The following is a 24,829-nucleotide window of genomic DNA, read 5'->3' as shown; positions in this document are numbered from 1 at the left end:
AAACGGGGAACCCGGGGGGAAGCGGGGAACTCGGCCGGAAAGCGGGGGTACACGGCCGCGAGGCAGGCACGACAGCGAGGAGGAACCATGAGCGGCGGGGGCGCCGGCAACAGCGCGTACGGTCACACGACGTTCAAGCGGTCCAAGAGCCACTTCACCGACCGGATCACCGCGGACGGCCGCGACGGCTGGCCGGTGGAGGCGGGACGCTACCGTCTGGTGGTCAGTCGCGCCTGCCCGTGGGCGAGCAGGACGCTGGTGTCGCGACGGCTGCTGGGTCTGGAGGACGCCGTGTCCCTGGCGGTCGCCGACCCGGTCCAGGACGACCGAAGCTGGCGCTTCACCCTCGACCCCGGCGGGCGGGACCCGGTCCTCGGCATCCGCTACCTCGCCGAGGCGTACGACCGGCGGGAGGCCGACCACCCGGGCGGGGTCAGTGTGCCGGCGCTCGTGGACGTGCCCAGCGGCAAGCTGGTCACCAACGACTACCAGCAGATCACCCTCGACTTTGCGACGGAGTGGACGGCCCTGCACCGAGCGGGCGCGCCCGACCTGTACCCGTCGGCGCTGCGTGACGAGATCGACTCGGTGATGGCGGACGTCTACGAGGACGTCAACAACGGTGTCTACCGTGCGGGGTTCGCCACCGACCAGCAGGAGTACGAGGAGGCGTGCGCGGCTGTCTTCCGGCGGCTGGAGCTGCTGGTGCCGCGGCTGACCCGGCAGCGCTATCTGGTCGGTGACACGATCACCGAGGCGGACATCCGGCTGTTCACCACGCTGGTGCGTTTCGACGCGGTCTACCACGGTCACTTCAAGTGCAACCGCTGGAAGCTGACGGAGAACGAGGTGCTGTGGGCGTACGTCCGTGATCTCTACCAGACGCCGGGATTCGGCGACACCGTCGACTTCGACCACATCAAGCGGCACTACTACCAGGTGCACACCGGCATCAATCCGACCCGCATCGTCCCGCTGGGCCCCGACCTGTCCGGCTGGCTGACCCCGCACCACCGGGAGCAGCTCGGCGGGCGCCCCTTCGGGGACGGAACACCGCCGGGTCCGGTCCGCGCCGAGGAGGAGATCCCGGCGCCGGGACGCCCCTGAGACCCCCTGCTCCGACGACGCCCCGCCCCCGTACTCCCCCTGACAACCCACTTCTCCGACCAAGGAGGTCCCGTGACCAAGAAGAAGAAACTCTCCCGCGGCTACCAGCCGCTCGGCTTCGTGCTGGGCTGGTCGAGCGGGTGGCTGGCCGGGCTCGCCTTCCGCAAGACCTGGAAGGCCATCCGGCACGAGGACGACGCACCCGACGCCCTCGACCGCGACCGCGGCTGGGGCGAGGTCCTCCTCGCCGCCGCCGTCCAGGGCGCCATCTTCGCCGTGGTCCGCAGCGCCGTCGACCGCACCGGCGCGAAGGCCATCGAACACAGGACGGGAGTCTGGCCCACGAAGGAAGAGGGCGGCCGCGACTGAGCCCGCGCGCCGCACTGCGTCTGAGGCCGAGTTCCGGCTGCGTCCGCTCGGCGACACACATGGCCGCGCGCAGCCGGCCCCGGCCGACGACTGGGACCCACCGCCGCGGCTGACGCCGAGCTCGGCCGGCTCGTGTGAACGACCCACAGTGACGGCGAGGCCTCACTCGGCCGGGCCCGGCTGACGGCTTGGGCCCACCCCCGATTGCCGAGGCCCACGGGCCGGGCTCGCCTCAGCCCCACCGCCGGTGCCCGGGACACCCCCCAGAGGTCCGGGTGCCGGCGCATCTCGGACGGCCCCGGCTCTGGAACGTGCGGCGGAGCCGCTCAGCGGGGCCTCGCTCGTCCAGGGATTCGACGCCACCCGGCACGAGAGGCAGCGGCTGTGCCGTGCCGAGGGCTGGCGCCGCGTGCGCACCGGCGCCCTACGACTGCAGGTACCTCAGGACCGCCAGGATCCGTCGGCTGTAACCGGTGGTGTGCGACAGCTCGAGCTTGTCGAAGATCATGTTGAGGTTCTTCTCCACCGAACTCAGAGAGATGTGCAGCTTCTGCGCGATCGCCGTGTTGGTGTGCCCCTGGGCCAAAGCCTCGAGGACACTGCGTTCGCGGGGCGTGAGGCGGGTCAGCGGATCTCCGTGTGTCGTGCGGATGACCAGCTGCCGCACGACCTCGGGATCGATGGCAGCGCCGCCCGCCTCGACGCGTTCCAACGCATCCAGGAACTCCTCGACCTGAGCGACGCGGTCCTTGAGGAGGTACCCCACGCGTTCCGCGTTGGAGGCCAGCAACTGCGCCGCGTAGTTGCGCTCGATGTGTTGGGACAGCACCAGTACGCCGGTCTCCGGCCACCGTTCCCGGATCTCCAACGCCGCTCGCAGCCCTTCGTCGGTGTGTGTCGGCGGCATCCGAATGTCGAGGACGACGACGTCGGGTCGCCGCAAGTCCATTTCCGCCAGCAGCGCATCGGCGTCACCGAATGCGCCCAGGACCTCGTGTCCCTCCTCGATGAGGAGCCGGAGCAGTCCCTCACGCAGCAGGGTCGAGTCCTCGGCGATCATCAGGCGCATGGCAGTTCCGCGGTAATGGTGGTGGGTCCCCCTTGGGGACTGTCGACGCGCAGGACGCCGTCGAGCGCGGCGACCCGGCTGCGCAGTCCGCTCAGTCCGCTGCCCATGGGATCCGCGCCGCCTGCGCCGTTGTCCTGGATCTGCACCGTGAGCACCCTGCCGAGGAGCGCCACCCGCACGGAGATGGCCGTTGCACGGGAGTGTTTGGCCGCGTTGGTCACGGACTCCGACACGACGAAGTACGCAGCGGTCTCCACTGGCTGAGGCAACGCCTCAGTGACGTCGAACTCCGTACGGACGGGGATGCTGCACCGCTCGGACACTCCGCCCAGCGCCTCCTTGAGCCCCAGACTGTCCAACGCCGAGGGATAGACCCGCCAGGTCACTTCGCGCAGTTCCGCGAGGATGTTCTGGGACTCCTGATGTGCCTGGTGCAGCAGGGCGTCGGCCTGCTCAGGATTGCGTCCCCGGCGGGCCCGGCCGAGGAGCATGCCCAGCGCCACCAGGCGTTGCTGGATTCCGTCGTGGAGGTCCCGTTCGATACGCCGGCGTTCGGAGTCCACTGCCTGCACGACCGCTGCCCGGCTGGTGGCCAGTTCATGGATGCGTTGCTGCAGGAGTTCCCGTTCGGAGGGGCCGAAACACTCGCGGGCGATGCGCGCGTCCAGGGTGGCGAGTGAGTGGAGCCCCTGGACGTCGAGGAAGAGCAGCACACTGCCGAGGAGTACCTGCATGAGCAACTCGTCCCAGTGGAGGGTTGCCTGGGCCATTCCCCTCACGAGCAGCCCCGCCAGGACGACGCCGAAACCCAGCAGTCCGGTCACGACGCCGCAGAGCAGCCCCGTATAGCTGCGGACCGCCAGATAGCGAAGGATCTTCTGGTCGGATGCCTTGTAGTGCTCGGGGAAGCGGTCGCCGAAGAAGACGGCCCGGCGGGTCCGTTCCAGGGTCGTGAGCCGGCGGGCTCCGGTCACCATGATGCCGAGCGCGCTGATACGGGTGGGCGGCCACAGCAGGAAGGGGCCGAGGACGGTCCCGACGACGAGGAGGTAGAGGAAACCGAGCAGGGCCGTGCCGCAGCCGAAGAACGTACCGGCGCACCGACGCGGCCAGGAGGCCGGCAGGGTCGCGGCCGCGTCGCCTTCGCCGGAGTCGTCCTGGCCGAGTGGGCCCGGCAGGTGATGGGCGGTGAAGCCTGCGGAGTCCCCCTGCACGGGGGCTGAGCCTAGTGCGGCCGGGTAGCCGGAGCAAGATCGTTCGGGCCGCGTGCTCGGCGGCACCATGGTGCGAAGTTGCCGGTGGCGGGTCATGAAGTGCGGCGGTGCTGGGCCTTGTTACGGCCGCGCAGCCGTACGGCCAGGTATACCGCCAGGGCTGCGACGACCAGAACCAGCACCGCTTTGGAGACGATGCTGACGTAGGTCTCCGCCACTTCCCACTGGTCGCCCAACCAGTAACCGGCCATCACCAGGACGGCGTTCCAGATCAGGCTGCCGAGCGTGGTCAGCATGACGAACACGGGCAGAGGCATGCGCTGTACCCCGGCGGGGACGGAGATGAGGCTGCGGAAGATCGGCACCATGCGGCCGAGGAAGACCGCTTTGGTGCCGTGCTTCGCGAACCAGTCCTCCGTGCGCTCCAGGTCGGATGCCTTCACCAGCGGCAGTTTCGCCCAGATCGCGTGCATGCGTTCACGGCCGAAGAGCATGCCGATCCAGTAGAGGACCACGGCTCCCGCAACCGAGCCCAGAGTCGTCCAGAACAGCGCCGAGGCCAGCGTGAGAACTCCTTGCCCGGCGGCGAACCCGGTCAGCGGCAGGATCACCTCGCTCGGCAGCGGCGGGAAGAGGTTCTCCAGCGCGATGGCCAGGCCGGCTCCAGGACCGCCCATGGTGTCGACGAGATCGGCGGCCCAGCCCGCGATGCCGTCGGCGGGTTCCTGAGGCAGGGCCAAGGACGTGAGGTGCATGTGACTCTCCAAGCTGACGGGCCGGTCGTCCGGGCAGGCGCCCCAACTGCCCACCAAGCTAGAAAGCACAGGTCAACAGCGGTATGAGGATTACCGTCCAGTCCAATGCGGTTACCCGCACCGGACACCTGCGGAAAACCGCACCCACGGGAACGCGGCCGGCTTCCTCAGCGGCGAGGACCACCGAGGCACCCCTGGGCGTGCAGACCAACGTCGGGGTCCGGCCCAGCTCCCCTGCCGCCCGGGCCGAGCCCGGCTACGGCCGGACTCGGCCCCTCCCGCCGGCGGCCTCGCCCCGTGGGCAGCCGGGCTCGGTCTCACGCTGCTCCTGCGATGTCCGGGACACCGCTTCCCTTGCTCAGCCCTGCTTGGGTGCCGTTGAAGGGACGCGGCGGAGGGTGAAGGAGTGGCCGGCGGGGTCGGCGTAGCCGCGCTCCTCGTAGGGGCCGGGGGCGTAGTTGGTTTCCAGGGGGCGGCCGCCGAGGCCGATGACCTTGCGTTCGGCCGCGTCCAGGTCGTCCACCAGGAAGTCGAGGTGGGCCTGGAGGGAGTTCTCGGGGCGCGGCCAGCTGGGCGGGGTGGCGTTCACGTCACGGCGGAAGGCGAGCCGGGTTCCGTCGGCGCCCCTGATCTCCACCCGGTTGGCCGTCGCATCCGTCTCCTGCGCCTCCAGCAGTTCCTTGTAGAACACGGCGAGCTTCTCGGGCTCGGCACAGTCGAGCACGACGACGCCCGCTTTCACCAGTGCCATGTCTCCTCCGCGGGATTCCGGGCGCGGAACGGAGGTGCCCCGCCGCCCTGTTACCTTGCGGATATCCCGGCCCGCCCGATTCAGTCGGCCCCCGACGCGCCAGCCCGGTTCTCCAGCCGTGCCGCCGCCGCGCTCAACAGCAGTTCCAGCGCGGCCGGATAGGAGCTGTGCCGCATGGCGGCCGCGAGATGGCGGGCCGTGGCGGCGATGTGCGGATGGGTGTCGGCGGGCAGCCGGGCGTACGTCTCCCGCCACACCTGGGCCTCCGCCTCGCGCGCGGCCCTGGGCAGCGCGCTGCTCGCGGAGTCGAGGGCGCCGAAGGCCAGGTTCTGGTCGACGAACGTGTGATAGATCCGCACCGCCTCGCCGTCCGGGAACCCGGCGTCGCGCAGCACGCCGAGGATCGTCTCGACGGCCTGGATCTCGTGGACGCGGCCGGTCACCCGGTAGGCGCTGAGCACGGCCGCCCGGGGATGGGCGAGCGCGCCGGCGTGCATGCGCAGGCCGAGGTCCCACAGGTCGGCCCGCCAGTCCCCGGTGGGCCGCCAGCTGCGCAGGGTACGGCCGATCAGCTCGTCGGCGATGGCCAGCATCAGGTCGTCGGTGCGGCGGAAGTAGCGGTAGAGGGAGCTGGGGTCGGCACCCAGGGCGTGCCCGAGACGGCGGACCGAGAGCGCGTCGGCGCCGTGTTCCTCGATCAGCCGCAGAGCGGTCTCGACGATCAGCTCCTCGGAGAGGACGACACCCTGCTTGGTGGGCCGCCTGCGCCGCCGGGCGGCGGGCGGGACGACGCGCTCGGTCATGGCTGCCTCCAGGAGACGGGCGGGCGCAGGTCGGGCCCGCCCCACGCGCATTCCACGCCGACCCGGCCGTGATCCCGCACCGGGCCCGCTGTGGTGCAGCGCACTTTATGACAACACCGTTGACCTGTTAACCCCCCGGCCAGTTTCATATGCGGTCACCGGGGCCCACCGCGCCCCCCCGTGCGAGCGGAGTACTGGCCATGACCGACAACCCCTATGGCGTCACCCCTCCCGCGCGGCCCGCGCTGCGCAAGTCCCTCGGTGTCCTGGACGGCGTCGCCGTCGCCGCGTCCAGCACGGCCGCGACCACCAGTATCGGCATCGGCCTGGGTGTCACGGCCGGCGTGGTCGGCCTGCACCTGCCCGCGATCATGCTGCTGGCCTTCCTCCCGGTGCTGGGTATCGCGGGCGCCTACTCGCGCCTCAACAAGGTCGAGCCGAACGCCGGAAACGGCTACGTGTGGGTGGGCCGTTCGCTGAGCCCATGGCTCGGCTTCATGGTCGGCTGGGTGAACATCGTCGCCGTGGTCGCCTTCCTCGCCTACACGACCGCCGTCACCGGGTCCGCGCTGCTGCAACTGGCCGGGAAGGCCGGCTGGCACCAGGTGGGCCCACTCACCCTGGACCCGGGCTCCACCGCGCAGACGACCGCCGTGGGACTCGTGGTCCTGGCCCTGGTCACCGTGACCGCCGTCACCGGCATCCGCACGGCGGCACGCATGCAGACCGGACTGTTGATCTTCGAGTACGCCGTCCTGCTCGGCTTCTGCGGATACGGCATCGTCACCGGCCCGCACCCGTTCAGCCTGAGCTGGTTCGATCCGTTCGCGATCACCTCGGCGTCGGCGCTCGCGCAGGGACTGCTGCTGTCGGTGTTCTGCTACTGGGGCTTCGAGGCCGCCTTCAGCGTGAACGAGGAGGTGCGCGACCCGCGCGACGCCTCCCGGGCCGGCTTCATCACGCTGGTGACGATGCTGGGGCTGTTCCTGCTCGGCTCGATCGCCTTCCAGCGTGTCCTGTCCGAGCCGGAGCTGGCCGGGCACGGCGCCGAGGGCCTGGCGTACTTCGGTGACCGGCTGGCCTCCGAGCCGCTCGCGGCGCTGCCGCTGGTCGCGCTGATGTTCTCGGCGGTAGCCTCGCTCCAGGCCGGTGTGATCCCCACCGCCCGCGCGATGTTCGCGATGAGCCGGGACCGTACGCTCGGCCCGGTGTGGTCCAGTGTCAGCGTCCGGTACGGGACGCCGGCGGCCGGGACGCTGCTGGTCGGGGCGGTGGCCGGAGTCGTCGCGGCGCTGTCGCTGGTGATCCGGCGGCTCTCCGACATGATCATGGCCACGGTCAGCGCCGTCGGCATCGTCGTGGCGCTGTCGTACGCGCTCACCGCGCTCGCGGCGGCCGTCCGCTTCCGCGGCCTGCTGCGCGAGGACTGGCGGCAGGGCGTGCGCGCGGTGGTCCTGCCCGCGCTGAGCGCGGCGGCCCTGCTCGCACTCGGCGGCTACCTCGGCTGGTCCTTCTACACCTCCACCGACCACCTCGAACTCCGCGCGGACAACGGGTGGTTCCTGCTCCTGACTCCCCTGGCGATGATCGCGTCCGGTTTCGTCGCCGCGGCCTGGGCCAGATGGGTGCGCCGTTCCCCGTACTTCCGCACCGGCACCGGCACGGACGCCGACGCGCCCCAACTGCTCACCGTGTCCCCCTGACCCCACACGCCTGCCCCCCACGCCTGCCACCCAAGGAAACGGATCATGCCCGCAGATCTCCTCTTCACCGGCGGTCCCGTGCTCACCCCAGAGGGCCGCGGCGCGACCGCGCTGGCCGTCACCGGTGACCGGATCACCGCCGTCGGCGGCGACGACGTACGCGAACTGGCCGGGCCGCGCACGGAGGTCGTCGACCTCGCCGGACGGCTGTTGCTGCCCGGTTTCCAGGACGCGCACGTCCACCCGGTGCCGGCCGGTCTGGAGCTCACCCAGTGCGACCTGAGCGGCACGAGGACCGCCGAGGAGACCCTGGCGGCCGTCCGCGCGTACGCCGCCGCGCGTCCGGAGCGGGAGTGGATCACCGGCGGCGGCTGGTCCATGGAGGCCTTCGAGGGCGGTACGCCGACGAAGGCGCTCCTGGACGCGATCGTCCCCGACCGGCCGGTCTACCTGCCCAACCGCGACCACCACGGGGCCTGGGTCAACAGCCGCGCCCTGGAACTGGCCGGGGTCACGCGGGACACCCCCGACCCGGCCGACGGGCGCGTGGAGCGGGACGCCTCCGGCGAGCCGAGCGGGACGCTTCAGGAGGGTGCGATGCGGCTGGTCGGACGGCTCGTGCCGGCGGCTGGTCCGGCCGAACTGCTGGCCGCGCTGCTGCACGCCCAGCGCCGGCTGCACTCCCTCGGCATCACCGCCTGGCAGGACGCCCTCGTCGGCGACTTCCTGGGCATGCCGGACCCCTCGGAGGCGTATCTGACGGCCGCCCGCGACGGTTCGCTGACCGCGCGTGTCGTCGGCGCGCTGTGGTGGGACCGTGGGCGTGGGGCCGAGCAGATACCCGAACTGGCCGAGCGCCGGGCCTCGTTGAGCCACGGCCGGTTCCGCGCGGGCACGGTGAAGCTGATGCTGGACGGGGTCGCCGAGAACGGCACGGCGGCGCTGCTCGATCCCTATCTGGACAAGTGCGGCTGCGTCACCGCCAACCGGGGCACCAGCTTCATCGACCCGGACCGACTGCCCAAGTACGTCACCGAGTTGGACGCGCTCGGCTTCCAGTGCCATTTCCACGCCCTGGGCGACCGGGCCGTACGCGACGCCCTGGACGCGATCGGGGCCGCGCGGGCCGTGAACGGGCCGAGCGACACCCGGCCGCATCTGGCGCACCTCCAGGTCGTGCACCCCGACGACGTGCCGCGCTTCGCCCGGCTCGGGGCCACGGCGAACATCCAGCCGCTGTGGGCGGCGCACGAACCCCAGATGGACGAGCTGACGATCCCGTTCCTCGGGCCCGAACGGGCCGCGTGGCAGTACCCGTTCGGGGCGCTGCTCGGCTCCGGGGCGCGGGTCGCGGCGGGCAGCGACTGGCCAGTCAGCAGCCCAAACCCGCTCCAGGGAATCCATGTCGCGGTCAACCGGGTCGGCCCCGGCGGCGACGCCCCGGTGTTCCTGCCGCACGAGCGCATCTCTCTCACGGACGCGCTGACCGCGTACACCGCGGGATCGGCGTACGTGAACCACCTCGACGACACCGGCCGGCTGAGCGCGGGGGCACTCGCGGATCTCGTGGTGCTGGACCGCGACCCGTTCGAGGGCCCACCGGAGGCGATCGCTCAGACCCGGGTGGCGCTGACCTATGTGGGCGGAGAACGGGTCTACGCGGCCGACGGGGCGTGAGCCGGGATCGTCACGGGCGGCGAAATCGCCCTGCGGGCACTGGAGTTGCGCCATCGCGTCACAGGGAACGCCGCAGAGTGACCGAACTCGCCGCGAACCCGTGCCGCTCGTAGAAACGGACGGCGTCCGGGTTGGCGGTGTAGGCGGTCTCCTCCACGTGCCCGGCCCCCCGCCCCTTCGCCCAGGCGAGGAACTCCCCCACCATCCGGCCGCCGGCACGGGCACGCCGGTGCTCGGGGCGGACGTACACGCTGATCAGGGTGGCGGCGGAGCGGACGGGCCGCATGACCGAGGCCTCCGTCACGGACCCCATGAGGTGCCCTACGCCCCGCCCCTCGAACTGGACGCGACGAGCCCCGGTATGTCCTCGGCACGGGCCCACCGCACGGTCACTTCTTGATCGGTCATGGCTGCACGCCAATACCGCAACGGTGCTTGCGCTGCCCGGCGTCGACGAGGATGTCTGCGTATCCGCCGACGGATGCATGGGACTCAGGAGGCGATGATGCTCGGGAGAGGCACGCGGTTGCTCGCCGGCGCCATGATCATGGTGTGCGCGGTGCTCGTCGGCCCCAGTGCGCCAAGCGGTGCCTTTGGCAGGTCACTGCCCGCCGAAGCCGTCAGGGACGTCGTACCGAACCGGGTCATGACGTGGAACATCTGCAACCCCTGCGACGTGAGCAACGTCGACCGGGCAGCGGACATCGCCACGTACGCTCCTCAGGTCATCGGCCTGCAAGAAGCGTGCGTGCGTGACGTCGAGAGGATCCGGGAGTACCTGAGGAACCTCTACGGGCTGGTCTACCACGTCGCATACGGGACGGTCCTGCAGAACTGGAGCCGCTGCGGGGGTGCGCCGTGGAATCCGGGGGCCTTCGGCCAGGCGATCCTCTCGGCGGCACCCATGACCGATGTCGTCAAAGTGGAGTATCCCGACGGCGGATCCGAGGACCGTGGGTACATGGCGGTGACCACCACCGTGGGCGGCAGGCCCACCCGGGTCTTCGACACGCACCTCGCCCAACGACGTCAGGAGTCGGTCCGCGCGGACCAGACCCGCGTACTCGCCGCAGCCGTCGCCCGGCACGACCGGGCGATCCTTCTCGGCGACTTCAACGCCACGCCGGACGCCCCGGAACTCACCGCGATATGGGCCCTGGCCACGGACGCGGACCCCCGGTGCCATCCCTCGCCCACGGGCACCTGCGCGCCGACCACCGACTGGCAGAGCAAGTTCGACTACGTGTTCCTGCGAGGCATCGCCCCACTCGATCACGGTGTGCATGCGACCCCGTACTCGGACCACCACATGATGCACGCCGACCTGGACATGGACCGAACGTGAGGCTGAGTCAGCTGTGAACGGTGAACCGGACGTGATGCCCGGAACTGTGGCTTCCACCACGGCGCATGCGGTCTTGTCCTGGTGAGATCACCGGATGCTCGGTTTCATCCTCCGTCTCCTGCCCTTCTGGGTACGCGAGCCCCTGCTCATCGCGATCACGTCCGTTCTCGGCGTACGCATCATGTATCTCGCCGTGAGCGAGCACGATCTGGTCGCGGCCGGTCTGGGCGTGGTGTTCCTCGTGTTCACCGCGGTATCCGTCCACCGGGTGGTCCGGGCCCTGCGCGCACGCCGGAACCCGAGTCCGGTGGCCTCGGCGGGCGGGGCGGTGGTCACTGCTGTCGCCCAGGTCCCGGCCCATGCCCAGGTTCCGGCTCAGGTTCCGGCCCAGGTCGCGGCCCAGGTCGGAGCTGAGCCGCGTCCCGTTGCGGGCACTCCGGAGAAGGAGCCCAACGCGTGGGGCCAGGCCCTCGCGGCCGTGGCCGTGTTCGGGGCACTCGGAGCCGCGCTGTGGGTGGCCCCGCAGGTGATGCCGTCCGACGACACCACCTCGAAGCCCGCCACGTGTTCGAGTGCGGAGGACGAGGAGCTGCCGAAGCCCTACAAGGCGACGCCCCGGCCCGTGACCGGTGAAGAGCTCTGCAAGGCGCTCAACCGGCCCGACCTGGCCCGGCTCCTCGGTACGCCCGAAGAGACCGCGACCAACGCTTCCGGCAGCAACAACACCGCTCCCCTCACCGACGAGAAGGTCGCCCTGCCGGAGGCCGAGGTCGACTTCGAGACGTACACCGTGAATGTCGCGGCCACTTACAACCATCTGTCGACCGCCCAGTACGTGAAGTTGATGAAGTACGGAGACGAGACGAACGTCAGGACACTCACGGTTCTCGGCCGGCCCGCGGTCTTCTCCTCGGATCACACCATGAAGCTGGAGATCAATCTTGGGAGTGGCGGCTCCGGCGGGCCGGTCGAACAAGGTCCCCTCGCCAGGACGTTGACCGTGGCCCTCGACCGCAAGGACCGGGGCGGCTACTGCGACATCTCCGTGTGGAGCACGTCCGGAGCCCTTCCGGCGGACAGCGTGCTCGTCGGCATCGCCGAGAAGGTTCTTCCGGCGATCCCCGAAAGGGCTGCTCGATGACTGCGGCGAGGTAGGTCACCTCACGCGACGGCGGTCCCCTCCAGCTCCACCATCTGGCCGGGGACCGCCAGCCGTGTCACCCCGAGCATCGTGGTGGTCGGTGCCACCCCCGCGGCGCCCAACCGCGACGCCAGGACGCCGTAGTGCGGGAACAGCAGATCGATGTCGGTGGTGTAGACGTTGAGCCGGACGAGGTTCGCGAGGGACATGCCGGCCTCGCCGAGCACGGCCTCCAGGTTGTCGAGGCTCAGCGCCAACTGTGCGGCCATGTCACCGTCATGCAGGGGCTTGCCGTCGCCGCTCATCGCGGTCTGCCCTGAGCAGTACAGGGTCCGGGTGTGTCCGGTGACGATCTCCCCCTGGTTGAATCCCAACTCCGCCGACCAGGTCACCGGGTTGACCGCCGTTCGTTCCACTGCCACATCAGCTCCATTCGGTTCTTCGGTAACCACGAGCCTGCCAACAATTCACGACACCCTTGGTCATGTATTCGATACGGTCCTCGTGTGCGCGCCGATCGGCTGGTCTCGCTGGTCCTGCTGCTGCGTCAGCGCGGTCGCCTGACCGCGGACACGCTGGCCCGCGAGCTGGAGGTGTCCACCCGTACCGTGCTGCGCGACATCGAGGCGCTGTCCGCGGCCGGCGTCCCGGTCTACGCCGAACGCGGCCGGCACGGCGGGTTCGCGCTGTTGCCCGGTTTCCGGACCGAGCTCACCGGACTGAACCACGACGAGGCCCTCGCCCTGCTGACCGCCGGAACGGGGCGCGGCGAGCAGGTGTTCGGCCTCGGCTCGGCACTCGCCTCGGCCAGGCGCAAGGTGGTCGACGCGCTGCCCGAAGGCCACCGGGCCACCGCGAGCGACGCTGCCCGGCGTTTTCTCGTCGAGCCCGAGACCGATCTGCTCTCCCGCCGGCCGGACCCTGAGGAGGTGCCCGGCACGACGATGATCGAAATACGGCGCGCGGTGCTCGTCGGACACAAACTGCGCATCCACTACGCGGCCGCGGACCAGCAACCCCAGTGGCGCACGGTGGACCCGATCGGCCTGGTCACCGTGCGGGACCGGGGCTACTTGCTGGCCACGAGAGCCGGCGCGGACCGCACCTACCGGCTGTCGCGGGTGTCGGCCGCCGAGGAACTCCCCGAACCGGCACAGCGACCGAGCCAGGTCGATCTGGACCGGGTCTGGCGGGAACGCTGCGCGCGGTTCCTGTCCAGCGATCATCTCGCCGTGCTGATACGGGTGAACCCGGAGCGGCGGGAGGAGCTGCTGAGCACCGCGGTGGCCGTCCGCGCGGCAGAACCGGAGGCGGACGGCTGGCTGCGGCTGGAGGCGACGTTCCAGGATCTGCGACACGCCGAGTGGGCGCTGTGGCAGCTCAGCACGGACGCGGAGGCCTTGGCCCCGGAGTCGTTGCGCACCTCCCTGCGTGACCGCGCCGCCGCGCTCGCCGCCCGCTACGGAGCCTCGTCCTGACCGGAGTGGTTCCTGGACAGGTGTCCAGCTATGCTCGGCCTCCTGTCCTGGACAGCTGTCCAGGAACTCTAGGAAGGGCGGGGACGGACATGGAGATCCTGGCGGGCGTGCTGGTCGGGCTGGTGGCCGCGTTGCATGCGTACATCCTGGTGATGGAGATGTTCCTGTGGCAGAAGAAGCCGGGGATGTCGTTCCACGGGTTCGACCCTGAGATGGCGCGGGCGACCGCTGCGATGGCGGCCAACCAGGGGCTCTACAACGGGTTCCTCGCGGCGGGTCTGGTCTGGGGCCTGGTGGCCGCCGACCCGACGGGCTTCCGCGCGCAGGTGTTCTTCCTGTCGTGCGTGATCGTCGCGGGCGTGTACGGCGCGGCCACCGCCAACCGGCGGATCCTGGTCGCGCAGGCACTGCCCGGCGCGCTCGCCCTGGCCGCCGTCCTGATCGCCCAGTGACGCGCGGCACCCAGGAGGATCCGCGGGCCGCGCGCACCCGGGCGAGGCTGCGCGAGGCCCTGCTCGCCGAGTGTGCCGAGCGGCCGCTCGCGGAGGTCGGCGTGGCCGCGCTGGTGCGGCGCGCCGGGGTCGGCCGGGCCACGTTCTACGTCCACTACGCCGACCTGGAGGCCCTGGCCGTGGACGCCTGCGCGGACGTCGTACGCGAGGCGGTGGAGGCGCTGCACGCCTGGCAGGGCCGGCCCGACCCGGTGCACGCGCCGCCCGCGCTCGCGGAGTTCTTCGCCGCCCTCACCCCGCACGCGGGGCTGTACCGCGCCCTGCTCAACCCGGGCGGAGGCGGCCCGCTCGGCCGGGTCCTGCACCGGGACCTGCGCGCCTACAGCCTGCGCGAACGCGAGCGCGCCGGCGCGGCGGACGCCCCGCTGGTCGCCTCGGCCGTCGCCGCGACCTTCGCCGGGGTCCTGGCCGACTGGCTGCACGGCCTCCTGGACGCGAGCCCCGAGGCCGTCGCCGACCAGGTCTGGCAACTCCTGGTCGCCCTGCACGCCAGCCGGTGAGGCGCGAGCGCGGCTCAGCGGCAGCCCATTCCGTCCTTCACCAGCGGCCAGGCCTCGACGCCGTCGGGGGTGCGGACGTACGCCTTCGTCGGGTCGTCCGTCAGCCACAACCGCCAGTCGCGGAGCCGGTATCCGGTGTCGTGGGCGCCCGCGGGCATCCGGACGTCACCGTCGTACGGGGCGGTCAGCATGCCGGGTTCGAGGACGCCGTCGGGGTCGCGGGCGTACAGCCGGGCGTCGTCGCCCGCGCCCAGCTCCAGGAAGTGCGCCTTCTGCCAGTCGCAGTGGGCCGAGCCGACCGAGCTGCTGATCAGCGTGGTCTGCACCCGGCGTCCGTGCTCGTCGGTCCAGATCTGGTACGGCAGCGAGTCGGTGAAGTCGGCGGGGAGTTCGGCCGGGTTGCAGGACGCGGTGGTCTCGGGGCCCCAACCGGGAGCGCCCTCGCGGTCCTTGGCGACCACGACGGCGGCCTTGGTACGGCCGCCGACGTCGAGGGAGTACAGCACCCGGTCGCCGTCCTCGCGCTCGACCCGGTAGCCGGAGCGCGGGAGGTCGGGTTTTTCGATGTCGAAGTACAGCTTCAGGCCGTCCTCGGGGGTGTCCCCGCCGTCACCCTCGCTCCACCGCTCGCCCTGGCCCCCCGAGTAGATCTCGCCGTCGCACTCCAGGGCCCGGCCCGCCGCCCCCGACTCGACGCGCAGGGCTTGCACGCTGTCCTCGTCCAGGTCCCGCGCGGGCACGTGCAGCGGTCCGGCGTACGGGGTCGCGGGCGGGGTGCCCTCGACCACCACGTGCTCCTCGCCCCCGCATCCCACCGCCGTCACGGCCAGCACCGCCACCACCACGAGTCCTCTGCGCATCCCCGCCCCCGTTCTCCGGTCTTTCGTCTCGCTCCTTCGACGCCGAAACGACCAAGAACGTTCGGGGTCCGTCAGCGCACCGCCTGGAACGTCCGCCGGTATGCCTGCGGGGACACCCCGATCGCCGCGTGCAGGTGCTGGCGCAGGGAAGCGCCGGTGGCGAAGCCGACCTCGCCCGCGATCTGGTCCACGGAGAGGTCGCTGGCCTCCAGCAGGTGCCGGGCGCGGGCGACGCGCTGCTGGATCAGCCAGCGGCCGGGGCTCAGGCCCACCTCGTCGTTGAAGCGGCGGGCGAAGGTGCGCAGGCTCATCCGGGCGTGCCCGGCGAGGTCGGCGAGGCTCAGGGGTTCCCCGAGGCGCTCGAGGGCCCACGCCCGGGTGGCGGCCGTGCTCGTGGCCGCGGACTCGGGCACCGGCTGCTCGATGTACTGGGCCTGGCCGCCGTCCCGGAACGGCGGGACGACACAGCAGCGGGCGACCGCGTTGGCGAGTTTGCTTCCGTGGTCCTCACGCACGATGTGGAGACAGACGTCGACGCCGGAGGAGGCCCCGGCCGAGGTCAGGATGCGGCCGTCGGCCACGAAGAGCACGTCCGGGTCGAGTTCGACGTGCGGGAACATGCTCCGGAACTGGTCGGCGAGCAGCCAGTGGGTGGTCGCCCGGCGGCCGTCGAGGAGCCCGGCGGCGGCCAGTACGAAGGCGCCGGTGCAGATGGAGACGATGCGTGCCTCGGCGGGGATGCGGGCGAGGGCGGCGGCGACCTCTGCGGGGAGTTCGGCGGTGACGCTGGTGGGCGAGATCGGCGGGACGACGACGGTGTCCGCGGTCTCCAGCGCCTCGGGTCCGTGCTCGACGGTGACGCTGAAGTCGGCGTTGGTGCGCACCGGTTGGCCGTCGACCGTGCACGTCACCACCTCGTACCGACCGTCGGTCGTGCCGAAGATCCGGCTGGGGATGCCGAGCTCGAAGGGGTAGACCCCGTCGAGGGCCAGGACGACGACCCGTTCAGGGCGCTTGCGCGTTCGCATGGCACGATCCTAGCGAAGGTTGGCCATCGTGCCATTTTCCCCGCGATCACTCCCGGGCAGGCTTGATCACCATGAGCGATGTGAACACGATGCGCGCCATCAGTCAGGACGTCCTCGGCGGTCCCGAGGTGCTGAGGGAAGTGGAGCTGGAGCGGCCCGCGCCGCGAGCGAACGAGGTACTGGTCCGGGTACGGGCCGCGGGGGTCAATCCCACCGACTGGAAGCACCGCGCCACCGGCGCCATCCTCGGCTCGCCGCCCTTCGTCCTCGGCTGGGACGTCTCCGGCGTGGTCGAGGCGACGGGCTTCGGCGTAGCCGCCTTCGCACCCGGCGACGAGGTCTTCGGCATGGTGCCCTTCCCGTACGGCCACGGTACGCACGCCGAGTACGTCACCGTCCCGGCCCGGGCGCTGGTGCACAAGCCCGCCGCGATCGACCATGTGGAGGCCGGCGCCTTGCCGCTGGTCGCGCTGACGGCGTGGCAGGCGCTGGTGGAGACGGCCGACGTGCGGCCGGGGCAGCGCGTGCTGATCCACGCGGCGGCCGGCGGGGTCGGGCACGTGGCCGTGCAGATCGCCAAGACGCGCGGGGCGTACGTCATCGGCACGGCGAGCGCGGGCAAGCACGACTACCTGCGGGAACTGGGTGTGGACGAGGCGATCGACTACCGCGAGACCGACTTCGAAGAGGCCGTCAAGGACGTCGACGTGGTGCTGGACACCATCGGCGGTGACCACGCGGTGCGCTCGCTGCGGGTGCTGCGTCCGGGCGGGGCGGTGGTGTCGATCCTGCCGGTCGGGTCGGAGGAGTTCTACGAGGAGGCCGAACGGCTCGGCGTTCGGGCGGCCTTCCTCCTCGTCGACGCCGACCGCGCCGGTATGCGGGCGATCGCGGAACTCGTCGAGGCGGGGAAGCTGCGCCCCACGATCGCGGGGACGTTCCCGCTGGCCGATGCCGCCGAGGCACACAGGCTCGGCGACACCGGCCGGACCACGGGGAAGCTGGTCCTGACGGTCGACTGAACCGTCAGAAGGTCAGGACCGGCTTGATGGTCTTGCCCGAGGTCATGTCCTGGACGGCCTGGCCGATGTCCGCGAAGGCGTAGGTGCCGATCAGGCGGTCCAGCGGGAGCCGTCCCTCCTTGACCAGCTTGACCAGGGCCGGGATGAAGCTCTGGGTCTCGCTGTCGCCGAGGGTGAGGCCGACGACCTGCTTGCCGCCGAGCATGCCGTTGACGTCCAGGGCGACTTCGGTACCGAAGGCCGGGGCGCCGACGATGACCAGGGTGCCGCGGGCGGCCAGCGCATCGACGCCCTGGCGCAGGACGGCCACGTTGCCCGTGGTCTCCACGATGCCGTCGGCGCCCTGGCCGCCGGTGATCTCGGCGATCGCCTCGCCGGGGACGGCCTGGCCGGCGTCGACGGTGTGGGTGGCGCCCAACTCCTTGGCCAGGGCGAGGCGTTCGGCGACCCTGTCGACGGCGATGATCGTGGTGGCCGGGGTGAGCGCGGCCGCCATCACCGCCGACAGACCGACCGCGCCGGCACCGAGGACGACGACCGTGTCGCCGGTCGCCGGCTTCAGTACGTTCCAGACGGCGCCGACTCCGGTCTGCACTCCGCACCCCAGTGGGGCGATGGACTCCAGCGGGACGTCCGGGTCGACCTTGACGAGGCTGCGCTCGTCGACCAGCGCCCGCTCGGCGAACGAGGACTGGCCGAAGAAGTGGCCGCCGAGCGGCTCGCCCTCGCGGCTGATCGTGGCCGTGCCGTCGGCACGCCGCCCGCCCAGCAGGTTCAGCGGCAGCCAGCCGGCGCAGTAGGCGGGATGGCCGCCGTCGCAGTTGCGGCAGTCGCCGCAGGAGGTGAAGGACAGCACGACGTGGTCGCCGGGGGCCACCGCGGTGACGGCCGAACCGACCGCCTCCACGACCCCCGCGCCCTCGTGGCCGAGGACGCCGGGCAGCGGGAAGGGCAGTCCGCCGCCCGCCACGCTGAGGTCGGTGTGGCACAGGCCGGCGGCCACCAGGCGGACAACCGCCTCGTTCGGGGCCGGGTCGTCGAGGACGACGTCGGAGAGGGTGAAGGGGGCGCCGCCGGACTCGACGACTGCGGCGCGGGTGGTGATGGGCATCGGGTGAACTCCCTTTGTTCTACGGGCTGTTCTACGGCCGCACTCAGTCGAGCGAGACGACGACGGACTTGACCTTGGTGTAGGAGGCGAGCGCCTCGGGCCCGTACTCGCGGCCGAAGCCGGAGTCCTTGACACCGCCGAAGGGCACGGCGGGGTCGAGCATCGCCCAGTCGTTGACCCAGACGATGCCCGCCTGGAGCCGGTCGGCGACACGGTGGGCGCGGGCGAGGTTCCGGGTCTGGACGCCGGAGGCCAGACCGTACGGGGTGGAGTTGGCGAGGGCGACGGCCTCGTCCTCGGAGTCGAAGGGCTGGACGGTGAGGACCGGGCCGAAGACCTCCTCCTGGACGACGCGGGAGTCGTTGGCGAGGTCGGCGATCACGGTGGGCTTGTAGTAGTAGCCGCCGTCGAGGTCGAGGCGCTCGCCGCCGCAGACGATGCGGGCGCCCTCCTTGCGGGCGATGTCGACGTACTCCTCGACCTTGCGCAGGTGCTTCTCCGCCGCCATCGGACCGACGACGGTCTCGGGCTGCCTGGGGTCGCCGACGGGCACGCCGGGAACGGCCTCGGCGAGGATGCCGAGCAGGGTGCTGTAGACCGAGCGCGCAACCAGCAGGCGGGGGCCGCCCATGCAGAACTGGCCGGTGTTGAAGACGAAGCCCTTGATGATCGCGCCGACGGCCTTCTCCAGGTCGGCGTCCTCGAAGACGATGTGCGCCGCGTTGCCGCCGAGCTCCATGGTGACGGGCTTGAGGTTCTCGCCGGCGATGCTCGCGGCGTGCCGGCCGATCGCGGTGGAGCCGGTGAAGGCGATCTTGTCGACGCCGGGGTGGCGCAGCAGCGCCTCGCCGGCCACCGGGCCCGCGCCGGTGACGACGTTGACCACACCGTCGGGGACACCGGCCTTCTGCAGGAGCTCGGCCATGTACAGGGCGCTGAGCGGGGTCTCGTCGGCGGGCTTGTGGACGACCGTGTTGCCGGCGGCGAGGGCCGGGGCGAGCTTGGAGCCGGCGAGGATCAGCGGGAAGTTGAACGGGGTGATCGCGGCGACGACACCGAGCGGGCCGCGCTTGGTGTAGGCGTGGGCGTTCATGGGGGTGTCGCGCTGCGCGCCGTCGAGGGTGTACGCGAGGGAGGCGTAGTACTCGTAGTCGTTCGCGGCGTTGGTGACGTCGACGGCGTGGGCCAGCGTGATCGGCTTGCCGACGTCGAGGCTCTCCAGCCGGGCGATGTCGTCGGCGTTCTCGCGGATCAGCTGGGCCACGCGGTGCAGGACGCGCCCCCGCTCGCGGCCGCTCAGGCCGGACCACTGCCCGGCGTCGAAGGCCTCCCGGGCCGCGCGCACCGCCGCGTCCACGTCGGCGGCGCCCGCCTCCGCGACGGTGGTGACAACCGCGCCCCGGGACGGGTCGACCACCTCGCTGCGCGCTCCGTCGGCGGCCTCGCGCCACTGCCCCCCGATGAACAGTCGGCCGGGTTCCATCTCGAAGGTGGTCATCACCACTCCTCAGCGTCGTCGCCAAGATTTCAACAAACAGGTTTCCTGTTGTTTCGCCGTCTGGTGCGCAGTCTCATTACAGACAGGTTTCCTGTCAATGGTCTACGCTCTGTTCATGCTCGGCACCCAGGAAACCAAGGCACCTCCGTCACTGCTCTACATGGTGAAGCAGGTGGAGCTCGTCGTGCGCTCCCACCTGGACGAGCTGGTCAGACCCTCCGGGATCACCGCCCTGCAGTACACCGCGCTCACCGTGCTGGAACGGCACGACGGACTGTCCGCCGCACAGCTCGCCCGCGACTCGTTCGTCACCGCCCAGTCCATCGCAGATCTCGTCCGTTCCCTCGAGGGCCGCGGACTGGTGCGCCGGGAGCGCAATCCGCGCAACCGACGGGAGCTGCTGATCCTGCTGACCGACGACGGACGCGAGCTGCTCGCGCGCCACGCCGGGCCGGTGCGGGAGCTGGAGGAGCGGATGGTGCGGGACCTCACGGCACACCAGGCCGAGCAGCTCCGACAGGCCCTCACCAAGGCCTGGCACGCACTTTCGTAACCCTGTGAACAAAACCTCGAAGGAGTCGGTCGCAAATCGAAGACATATGTCAACCGAACATGCTCAAATTCACTGCATCGGGGGTAACTTGCTGGGCGGGGGGCTGCTCGGCGCACCCCGTTGTCGGAGCAGGTTGGAGGCGATGTCGTCGTGCGGCAGGAACCGGCGGCGCCCACCCGCCATCTGCGTGTGCACCGGGACCGGGGACACACGGTGCTGGAGTTCCACGGTGAGATCGACATCGTCGCCGCCGTGGAGATCGTCCCGCACCTGGACGAGGTGACGGCGGCCCCCGACCCCCGGGTGGTCATCGACCTCACCCGGATCGACTTCTTCGACTGCTCCGGGCTGCGCCTGCTGTACCGGGCCCGCAGCCGGGTGCTGGAACACGACGGGCGGCTGCTCCTCGTCTGCCCCCACCCGCTGACCCTGCGCGTCCTGCGGGTCACCGGCCTGAGCCGCCTGCTGCCCCCGCACCCGACGCTGGACGCGGCGCTCAGCCGACCCGAGGCCACGTCCGGCACGTTATGACCGCGCCCTCGACCCCACCGCCCGCGGCTACCCGGCCGTCGGCGGGTCGAACAGGGCGCTGACGGACTCGCCGTTGTGGATCCGGCGCACGGCCTCGGCGAGGGCCGGGGCGATGGACAGGATCCGCAGCTTGTCGGTGTGCTCCTCCTCGGGCACCGGCACCGTGTTGGTGCACACGATCTCCAGGACGTCCGGCTGCTCGCTCAGCCGCTTGAGCGCGCCGGCCGCGAACAGGCCGTGCGTGCACGCCACCCGGATCGAGCGCGGACCCAACTCCCGCAACCGGTCGAGGAGTTCCAGGACGGTACTCCCCTTCGCGATCTCGTCGTCGAGGACGATCACGTCCCGCCCCGCGACCTCGCCTATCACCGAGCTGATGCTGACCCGGTCGTCCGCGAACCGCTGCTTCGCGCCCGCCGCCACCTGCGCGCCGATCAACCGGGCGAACGCGGCCGCCTCCTTGGCGTTGCCGAGGTCCGGCGAGACGACGGTGGTGCGCGTGAGGTCGTACTGCCGGAAGTGCGCGGCCAGCTCGCGGTGGGCGTGCAGATGGTCCACCGGGACCGAGAAGAAGCCGTGCACCTGCGGCGAGTGCAGCGTCATCGCGAGGACACGGCGCGCGCCCGCCGCCACCATCAGGTCGGCGACCAGCCGGCCGCCCAACGAGATACGGGGCGCGTCCTTCTTGTCGGAGCGGGCGTAGGAGTAGTGCGGCATGACGACGGTGATACGGCCCGCGGACGCCCCCCGCGCCGCGTCGCACATCATCAGCAGCTCCACGAGGTGCTCCTGCACGGGCCGCACCAGCGGCTGGAGCAGGAAGACGTCCCGCTCCCGGCAGTTCGCCTGGAGCTGGACCTCCAGGCAGTCGTTGGCGAACCTGCTGACCCGGGTCGGGCTGAGGGGAACACCCAGATGGGCGCAGACCTCGGCGGCCAGCTCGGGGTGGGCACTACCGCTGAACACGGCGATGTCTCGCACGATCCGCTCCTCGCATGATCACGTCCGGGCGACCTCATGCTACGGACCCGGAAAATCCGTTGCGGCCCACCCCGGACCGTGCGCCATGATGGCGCCGTCCGCTTTCCCTCACGTCAGGACCACCCGCATGCGCCGACTCCTCGAAAACACCCGGCTCCCCCACTGGACGACGGTTCTCGAGGACTCGACCACGCATGCAGACCCTGAACATCGGAATTCTGGCCCACGTCGACGCCGGTAAGACCAGCCTCACCGAGCGGCTGCTCTTCGACCACGGCGCCGTAGACCGGCTCGGCAGCGTCGACGGCGGTGACACCCGCACCGACAGCGGGGCGATCGAGCGACAGCGCGGCATCACCATCCGCTCGGCCGTCGCCGCGTTCACCGCGCACGGCACACAGATCAACCTCATCGACACCCCCGGGCACTCCGACTTCATCGCCGAGGTCGAGCGCGCCCTGGAGGTGCTGGACGGCGCGGTCCTGGTGCTGTCCGCGGTGGAGGGCGTGCAGGCGCAGACGCGGGTACTGATGCGGACCCTGCGTCGGCTGCGGCTGCCCACGCTGGTCTTCGTCAACAAGATCGACCGCGCGGGCGCCCGCGCCGACGGCCTGATCGCCGACATCCGGCGCCGGCTCACCCCGCACGTCGTCCCGCTGACGCGGGTCACGGGCATCGGTACCCCCGGCGCCCGCGTCGCGCCCCGCGCCCTGACCCAGCAGGCCGCCGAGACCCTCGCCGAGGTCGACACCGACATCCTCGCGGCGGTCGTGGACGGCCCCGCCCCGGCCCCGGACACCCTGCGTGCCGCGCTCGCCGCACGCACCGCCGACGGCTCCGTGCACCCCGTGTACTTCGGCTCGGCCCTCGGCGGTCAGGGCGTCGCCGAGCTCGTGGAGGGCCTCGTCCGGCTGGTCCCCGAACCCGAACGAGGACCGGCCCCCGAGCCCGAGGCACCGGCCGTTGCCGCCCCGCGCGGCACGGTGTTCGCCGTACGTCCCGGACCCGGCGGCGAGCGGACGGCGTATCTGCGGCTCTACGACGGTGAGGTGACCCAGCGTCAGCGGCTGACCTTCCTGCGCCGTGAGGCCGACGGCCGGACCACCGAGGTCCCCGGACGGGCCAACCGCCTGGAGGTGATCGGCCGCCCCGGACCGCTCACCGGCGGCAACATCGCGACCCTGACCGGGGTCTTCGGCCTGCGCGTGGGCGACCGGCTCGGTGAACTCGGCGACCGGGCACCACAGTTCGCGCCGCCGACGCTTCAGACCCTGGCCCGGGCCCGCCGCCCCGAACAGGCGGCGCGGCTGCGCTCCGCCCTGCTGGCCCTGGCCGACCAGGACCCCCTGCTGCACGCCCGCCCCGCGGCCGACGGGGCCACGGCGCTGCTGTTGTACGGCGAGGTCCAGCTGGAGGTGGTCGCGGCGACCCTCGCCCAGGAGTTCGGCGTCGAGGCCGACTTCGAGCCCGGCCGGGTCCGGCTTCTGGAGCGGCCGGACGGGACCGGCGAGGCATGGGAGGAGCGGCCGTGGCTCGACCACACCAGGTACTGGGCGACGATCGGGCTGCGCGTGGAACCGGGACCGCACGGCTCCGGCGGGGTGTTCACGTACGAGACGGAACTCGGGGCGCTGCCCCGCGCCTTCCACCAGGCCATCGAGGACAGCGTGCACAGCACCCTGCTGAGCGGACCGCACGGCTGGGCCGTCACCGACTACCGGGTCACCCTGATCCGCTCGGGTTTCGCCCCTCCCCTGAGCACCGCGGCCGACTTCCGCGGCCTCACCCCGATCGTGCTGCGGCGGGCGCTCGCGCGGGCCGGGACCCGGGTGTACGAGCCGTACCACGCCTTCGAGACCGAGGTCCCGCCGGACGCGCTGGCCCCCGTGACCGCTCAGCTCGCCTCCTTCGGAGCGGAGTTCAAGGAGGCGACGGGCGGATCGACGGCGTGGGTGATCACCGGGGAGCTGCCCGCCCGGCACGTGCGCGAGGTCGAACTGAGGCTGCCGGGGCTCACCCATGGCGAGGGCGTGTGGTGGTCCCGCCCGTCGGGTGATCGGCCGGTCCGGCGGTCCGTTCGCACATGATCGGTCAACGGGTCGGTCTGGCGGGGGCGTTGCGGGGGCATCCGCTCTGTAGGAAGGAGGGCCGTCGCCATGACGACTCCCATCAGACGCGTGTCGGGACGGATGCCCGGCTGGGCGAAGGCGGTGAGCGCGGTCGTGATCGTGCTCGTCGTGTTCTTCGCGGGGATCCGGCTGAGTGTGCTCCCCGGTCTGAAGGACCTGTTCGGCACGGAGACCCACGACCGCTCCGGCCCCGCGCTGCTCGAGTCCATCCAGGACATCAGCCGCTACGACGCGGCCTCCGGCAACTTCCAGGTCGTCGTGGACCTGGAGAAGGACGCCAAGCTCCTGCCCGACGCGATCCGCGGCTCCCGCACCCTGTACGTCGGGGCGGGCACCGTGGACGCCTACGTCGACCTCGGGAAGGTCGGCAAGAACGACGTGACGGTCGACGACGACCGTACGTCGGCCACGCTCCGCCTGCCCCACGCCCAGCTCGGCAAGCCGGCGCTGGACACCGACCGCTCCTACGCGGTGTCCAAGCAGCGCGGTCTCCTCGACCGCCTCGGCGACTTCTTCTCGGACAACCCCAACAGCGAACAGGCCGTGCAGAAGCTCGCGGTACGGCACATCGGGGACGCGGCCAAGGAGAGCGAGCTGACCAAGCGTGCCGAGACGAACACCACCAACATGCTCGAAGGCCTGCTGCGCTCCCTCGGCTTCAAGGAGGTGAAGGTCTCCTTCGACGCCTGATC

The 24,829-nt window shown here is 71.3% G+C and carries 26 protein-coding genes; 14 read left to right on the top strand and 12 right to left on the bottom strand.

Going from position 1 to position 24,829, the window contains the following annotated elements; genetic code table 11:
* Positions 1 to 87: 87 nt before the first annotated feature.
* Both ACGFNV_RS05560 and ACGFNV_RS05555 read left to right on the top strand, forming a co-directional pair.
* Positions 88 to 1,107: a glutathione S-transferase family protein gene (locus ACGFNV_RS05560; protein WP_393619563.1), complete on the top strand. Its 1,020-nt coding sequence runs from the start codon at positions 88 to 90 to the stop codon at positions 1,105 to 1,107.
* A gap of 72 nt (positions 1,108 to 1,179) precedes the next feature.
* Positions 1,180 to 1,476, top strand: coding sequence for a DUF4235 domain-containing protein (locus ACGFNV_RS05555; RefSeq protein ID WP_393619561.1), 297 nt, complete (start codon positions 1,180 to 1,182; stop codon positions 1,474 to 1,476).
* Between the two features lie 424 nt (positions 1,477 to 1,900).
* Here ACGFNV_RS05555 and ACGFNV_RS05550 read toward each other — a convergent pair whose 3' ends face one another.
* From ACGFNV_RS05550 to ACGFNV_RS05530, 5 genes are all read right to left on the bottom strand, one after another.
* Positions 1,901 to 2,545, bottom strand: a complete 645-nt coding sequence (locus tag ACGFNV_RS05550) for a response regulator (RefSeq protein WP_393619559.1) — start codon at positions 2,543 to 2,545, stop codon at positions 1,901 to 1,903.
* Complete coding sequence (locus tag ACGFNV_RS05545) at positions 2,536 to 3,759, bottom strand: sensor histidine kinase (protein ID WP_393619557.1); 1,224 nt, start codon at positions 3,757 to 3,759, stop codon at positions 2,536 to 2,538. The genes ACGFNV_RS05550 and ACGFNV_RS05545 overlap by 10 nt, the downstream gene beginning before the upstream one ends.
* Before the next feature lie 92 nt (positions 3,760 to 3,851).
* Positions 3,852 to 4,514, bottom strand: coding sequence for a DedA family protein (locus tag ACGFNV_RS05540; protein ID WP_393619555.1), 663 nt, complete (start codon positions 4,512 to 4,514; stop codon positions 3,852 to 3,854).
* A 358-nt stretch (positions 4,515 to 4,872) separates the two neighbouring features.
* The gene (locus tag ACGFNV_RS05535) at positions 4,873 to 5,265 is read right to left on the bottom strand and encodes a VOC family protein (RefSeq protein WP_133925179.1); all 393 of its coding nucleotides are present in this window, start codon (positions 5,263 to 5,265) and stop codon (positions 4,873 to 4,875) included.
* 80 nt (positions 5,266 to 5,345) lie between these two features.
* Positions 5,346 to 6,068 carry a TetR/AcrR family transcriptional regulator gene (locus tag ACGFNV_RS05530; RefSeq protein ID WP_393619553.1) on the bottom strand — a complete coding sequence of 241 codons (723 nt, stop codon included), beginning with the start codon at positions 6,066 to 6,068 and terminating at the stop codon, positions 5,346 to 5,348.
* Between the two features lie 200 nt (positions 6,069 to 6,268).
* Between ACGFNV_RS05530 and ACGFNV_RS05525 the strand changes: the two genes are divergently transcribed.
* Together ACGFNV_RS05525 and ACGFNV_RS05520 are read left to right on the top strand one after the other, a co-directional pair.
* On the top strand, positions 6,269 to 7,771 hold the full coding sequence (locus ACGFNV_RS05525; RefSeq protein WP_393619551.1) for an APC family permease: 1,503 nt from the start codon (positions 6,269 to 6,271) through the stop codon (positions 7,769 to 7,771).
* A gap of 45 nt (positions 7,772 to 7,816) precedes the next feature.
* Positions 7,817 to 9,448 (top strand): amidohydrolase, encoded by a 1,632-nt coding sequence (locus ACGFNV_RS05520; protein WP_393619549.1) that lies wholly within the window; start codon positions 7,817 to 7,819, stop codon positions 9,446 to 9,448.
* 58 nt (positions 9,449 to 9,506) lie between these two features.
* Here the strand turns inward: ACGFNV_RS05520 and ACGFNV_RS05515 are convergent, their stop codons facing one another.
* Positions 9,507 to 9,752: a GNAT family N-acetyltransferase gene (locus tag ACGFNV_RS05515; RefSeq protein ID WP_393619548.1), complete on the bottom strand. Its 246-nt coding sequence runs from the start codon at positions 9,750 to 9,752 to the stop codon at positions 9,507 to 9,509.
* Positions 9,753 to 9,929: 177 nt separating this feature from the next.
* On the opposite strand from ACGFNV_RS05515, the gene ACGFNV_RS05510 reads away from it, so the two are divergent.
* Positions 9,930 to 10,793, top strand: coding sequence for an endonuclease/exonuclease/phosphatase family protein (locus tag ACGFNV_RS05510; RefSeq protein ID WP_393619547.1), 864 nt, complete (start codon positions 9,930 to 9,932; stop codon positions 10,791 to 10,793).
* Between the two features lie 94 nt (positions 10,794 to 10,887).
* The gene (locus ACGFNV_RS05505; RefSeq protein ID WP_393619545.1) at positions 10,888 to 11,934 is read left to right on the top strand and encodes a DUF6215 domain-containing protein; all 1,047 of its coding nucleotides are present in this window, start codon (positions 10,888 to 10,890) and stop codon (positions 11,932 to 11,934) included.
* Between the two features lie 20 nt (positions 11,935 to 11,954).
* Here ACGFNV_RS05505 and ACGFNV_RS05500 read toward each other — a convergent pair whose 3' ends face one another.
* Positions 11,955 to 12,350 (bottom strand): RidA family protein, encoded by a 396-nt coding sequence (locus ACGFNV_RS05500; protein WP_393620039.1) that lies wholly within the window; start codon positions 12,348 to 12,350, stop codon positions 11,955 to 11,957.
* A gap of 90 nt (positions 12,351 to 12,440) precedes the next feature.
* On the opposite strand from ACGFNV_RS05500, the gene ACGFNV_RS05495 reads away from it, so the two are divergent.
* From ACGFNV_RS05495 to ACGFNV_RS05485, 3 genes are all read left to right on the top strand, one after another.
* Positions 12,441 to 13,412, top strand: a complete 972-nt coding sequence (locus tag ACGFNV_RS05495; protein ID WP_393619543.1) for a helix-turn-helix transcriptional regulator — start codon at positions 12,441 to 12,443, stop codon at positions 13,410 to 13,412.
* A gap of 89 nt (positions 13,413 to 13,501) precedes the next feature.
* Positions 13,502 to 13,864, top strand: coding sequence for a DUF1304 domain-containing protein (locus ACGFNV_RS05490; RefSeq protein WP_393619541.1), 363 nt, complete (start codon positions 13,502 to 13,504; stop codon positions 13,862 to 13,864).
* A complete protein-coding gene (locus tag ACGFNV_RS05485; RefSeq protein WP_393619539.1) occupies positions 13,861 to 14,424 on the top strand; it encodes a TetR/AcrR family transcriptional regulator in 564 nt (187 codons plus the stop codon). The genes ACGFNV_RS05490 and ACGFNV_RS05485 overlap by 4 nt, the downstream gene beginning before the upstream one ends.
* 14 nt (positions 14,425 to 14,438) lie before the next feature.
* Here ACGFNV_RS05485 and ACGFNV_RS05480 read toward each other — a convergent pair whose 3' ends face one another.
* Positions 14,439 to 15,284: a hypothetical protein gene (locus tag ACGFNV_RS05480; protein ID WP_393619537.1), complete on the bottom strand. Its 846-nt coding sequence runs from the start codon at positions 15,282 to 15,284 to the stop codon at positions 14,439 to 14,441.
* A gap of 71 nt (positions 15,285 to 15,355) precedes the next feature.
* Complete coding sequence (locus ACGFNV_RS05475; RefSeq protein WP_393619536.1) at positions 15,356 to 16,312, bottom strand: GlxA family transcriptional regulator; 957 nt, start codon at positions 16,310 to 16,312, stop codon at positions 15,356 to 15,358.
* A gap of 71 nt (positions 16,313 to 16,383) precedes the next feature.
* On the opposite strand from ACGFNV_RS05475, the gene ACGFNV_RS05470 reads away from it, so the two are divergent.
* Entirely contained in the window at positions 16,384 to 17,334 is a 951-nt protein-coding gene (locus tag ACGFNV_RS05470; RefSeq protein WP_393619535.1) for an NADP-dependent oxidoreductase, read from the top strand.
* Between the two features lie 4 nt (positions 17,335 to 17,338).
* On the opposite strand, the gene ACGFNV_RS05465 is transcribed toward ACGFNV_RS05470, so the two are convergent.
* Together ACGFNV_RS05465 and ACGFNV_RS05460 are read right to left on the bottom strand one after the other, a co-directional pair.
* Positions 17,339 to 18,445 (bottom strand): NAD(P)-dependent alcohol dehydrogenase, encoded by a 1,107-nt coding sequence (locus ACGFNV_RS05465; RefSeq protein WP_393619533.1) that lies wholly within the window; start codon positions 18,443 to 18,445, stop codon positions 17,339 to 17,341.
* Positions 18,446 to 18,488: 43 nt separating this feature from the next.
* The gene (locus ACGFNV_RS05460) at positions 18,489 to 19,943 is read right to left on the bottom strand and encodes an aldehyde dehydrogenase family protein (protein WP_393619532.1); all 1,455 of its coding nucleotides are present in this window, start codon (positions 19,941 to 19,943) and stop codon (positions 18,489 to 18,491) included.
* 115 nt (positions 19,944 to 20,058) lie between these two features.
* On the opposite strand from ACGFNV_RS05460, the gene ACGFNV_RS05455 reads away from it, so the two are divergent.
* Both ACGFNV_RS05455 and ACGFNV_RS05450 read left to right on the top strand, forming a co-directional pair.
* Positions 20,059 to 20,496, top strand: coding sequence for a MarR family winged helix-turn-helix transcriptional regulator (locus ACGFNV_RS05455; RefSeq protein WP_393619530.1), 438 nt, complete (start codon positions 20,059 to 20,061; stop codon positions 20,494 to 20,496).
* Positions 20,497 to 20,646: 150 nt separating this feature from the next.
* Complete coding sequence (locus ACGFNV_RS05450; protein ID WP_393619529.1) at positions 20,647 to 21,027, top strand: anti-sigma factor antagonist; 381 nt, start codon at positions 20,647 to 20,649, stop codon at positions 21,025 to 21,027.
* A gap of 27 nt (positions 21,028 to 21,054) precedes the next feature.
* On the opposite strand, the gene ACGFNV_RS05445 is transcribed toward ACGFNV_RS05450, so the two are convergent.
* Positions 21,055 to 22,008, bottom strand: coding sequence for a ribose-phosphate diphosphokinase (locus tag ACGFNV_RS05445; RefSeq protein ID WP_393619527.1), 954 nt, complete (start codon positions 22,006 to 22,008; stop codon positions 21,055 to 21,057).
* Between the two features lie 194 nt (positions 22,009 to 22,202).
* On the opposite strand from ACGFNV_RS05445, the gene otr(A) reads away from it, so the two are divergent.
* On the top strand, positions 22,203 to 24,095 hold the full coding sequence (gene otr(A) / locus ACGFNV_RS05440) for a tetracycline resistance ribosomal protection protein Otr(A) (protein ID WP_393619525.1): 1,893 nt from the start codon (positions 22,203 to 22,205) through the stop codon (positions 24,093 to 24,095).
* 69 nt (positions 24,096 to 24,164) lie between these two features.
* Entirely contained in the window at positions 24,165 to 24,827 is a 663-nt protein-coding gene (locus ACGFNV_RS05435) for a DUF4230 domain-containing protein (protein ID WP_393619523.1), read from the top strand.
* Positions 24,828 to 24,829: the final 2 nt, after the last annotated feature.

It is taken from the genome of Streptomyces sp. NPDC048751, from assembly GCF_043198595.1.
Classification (GTDB): domain Bacteria; phylum Actinomycetota; class Actinomycetes; order Streptomycetales; family Streptomycetaceae; genus Streptomyces.
This window is presented reverse-complemented; position numbering and strand designations above follow the sequence as displayed.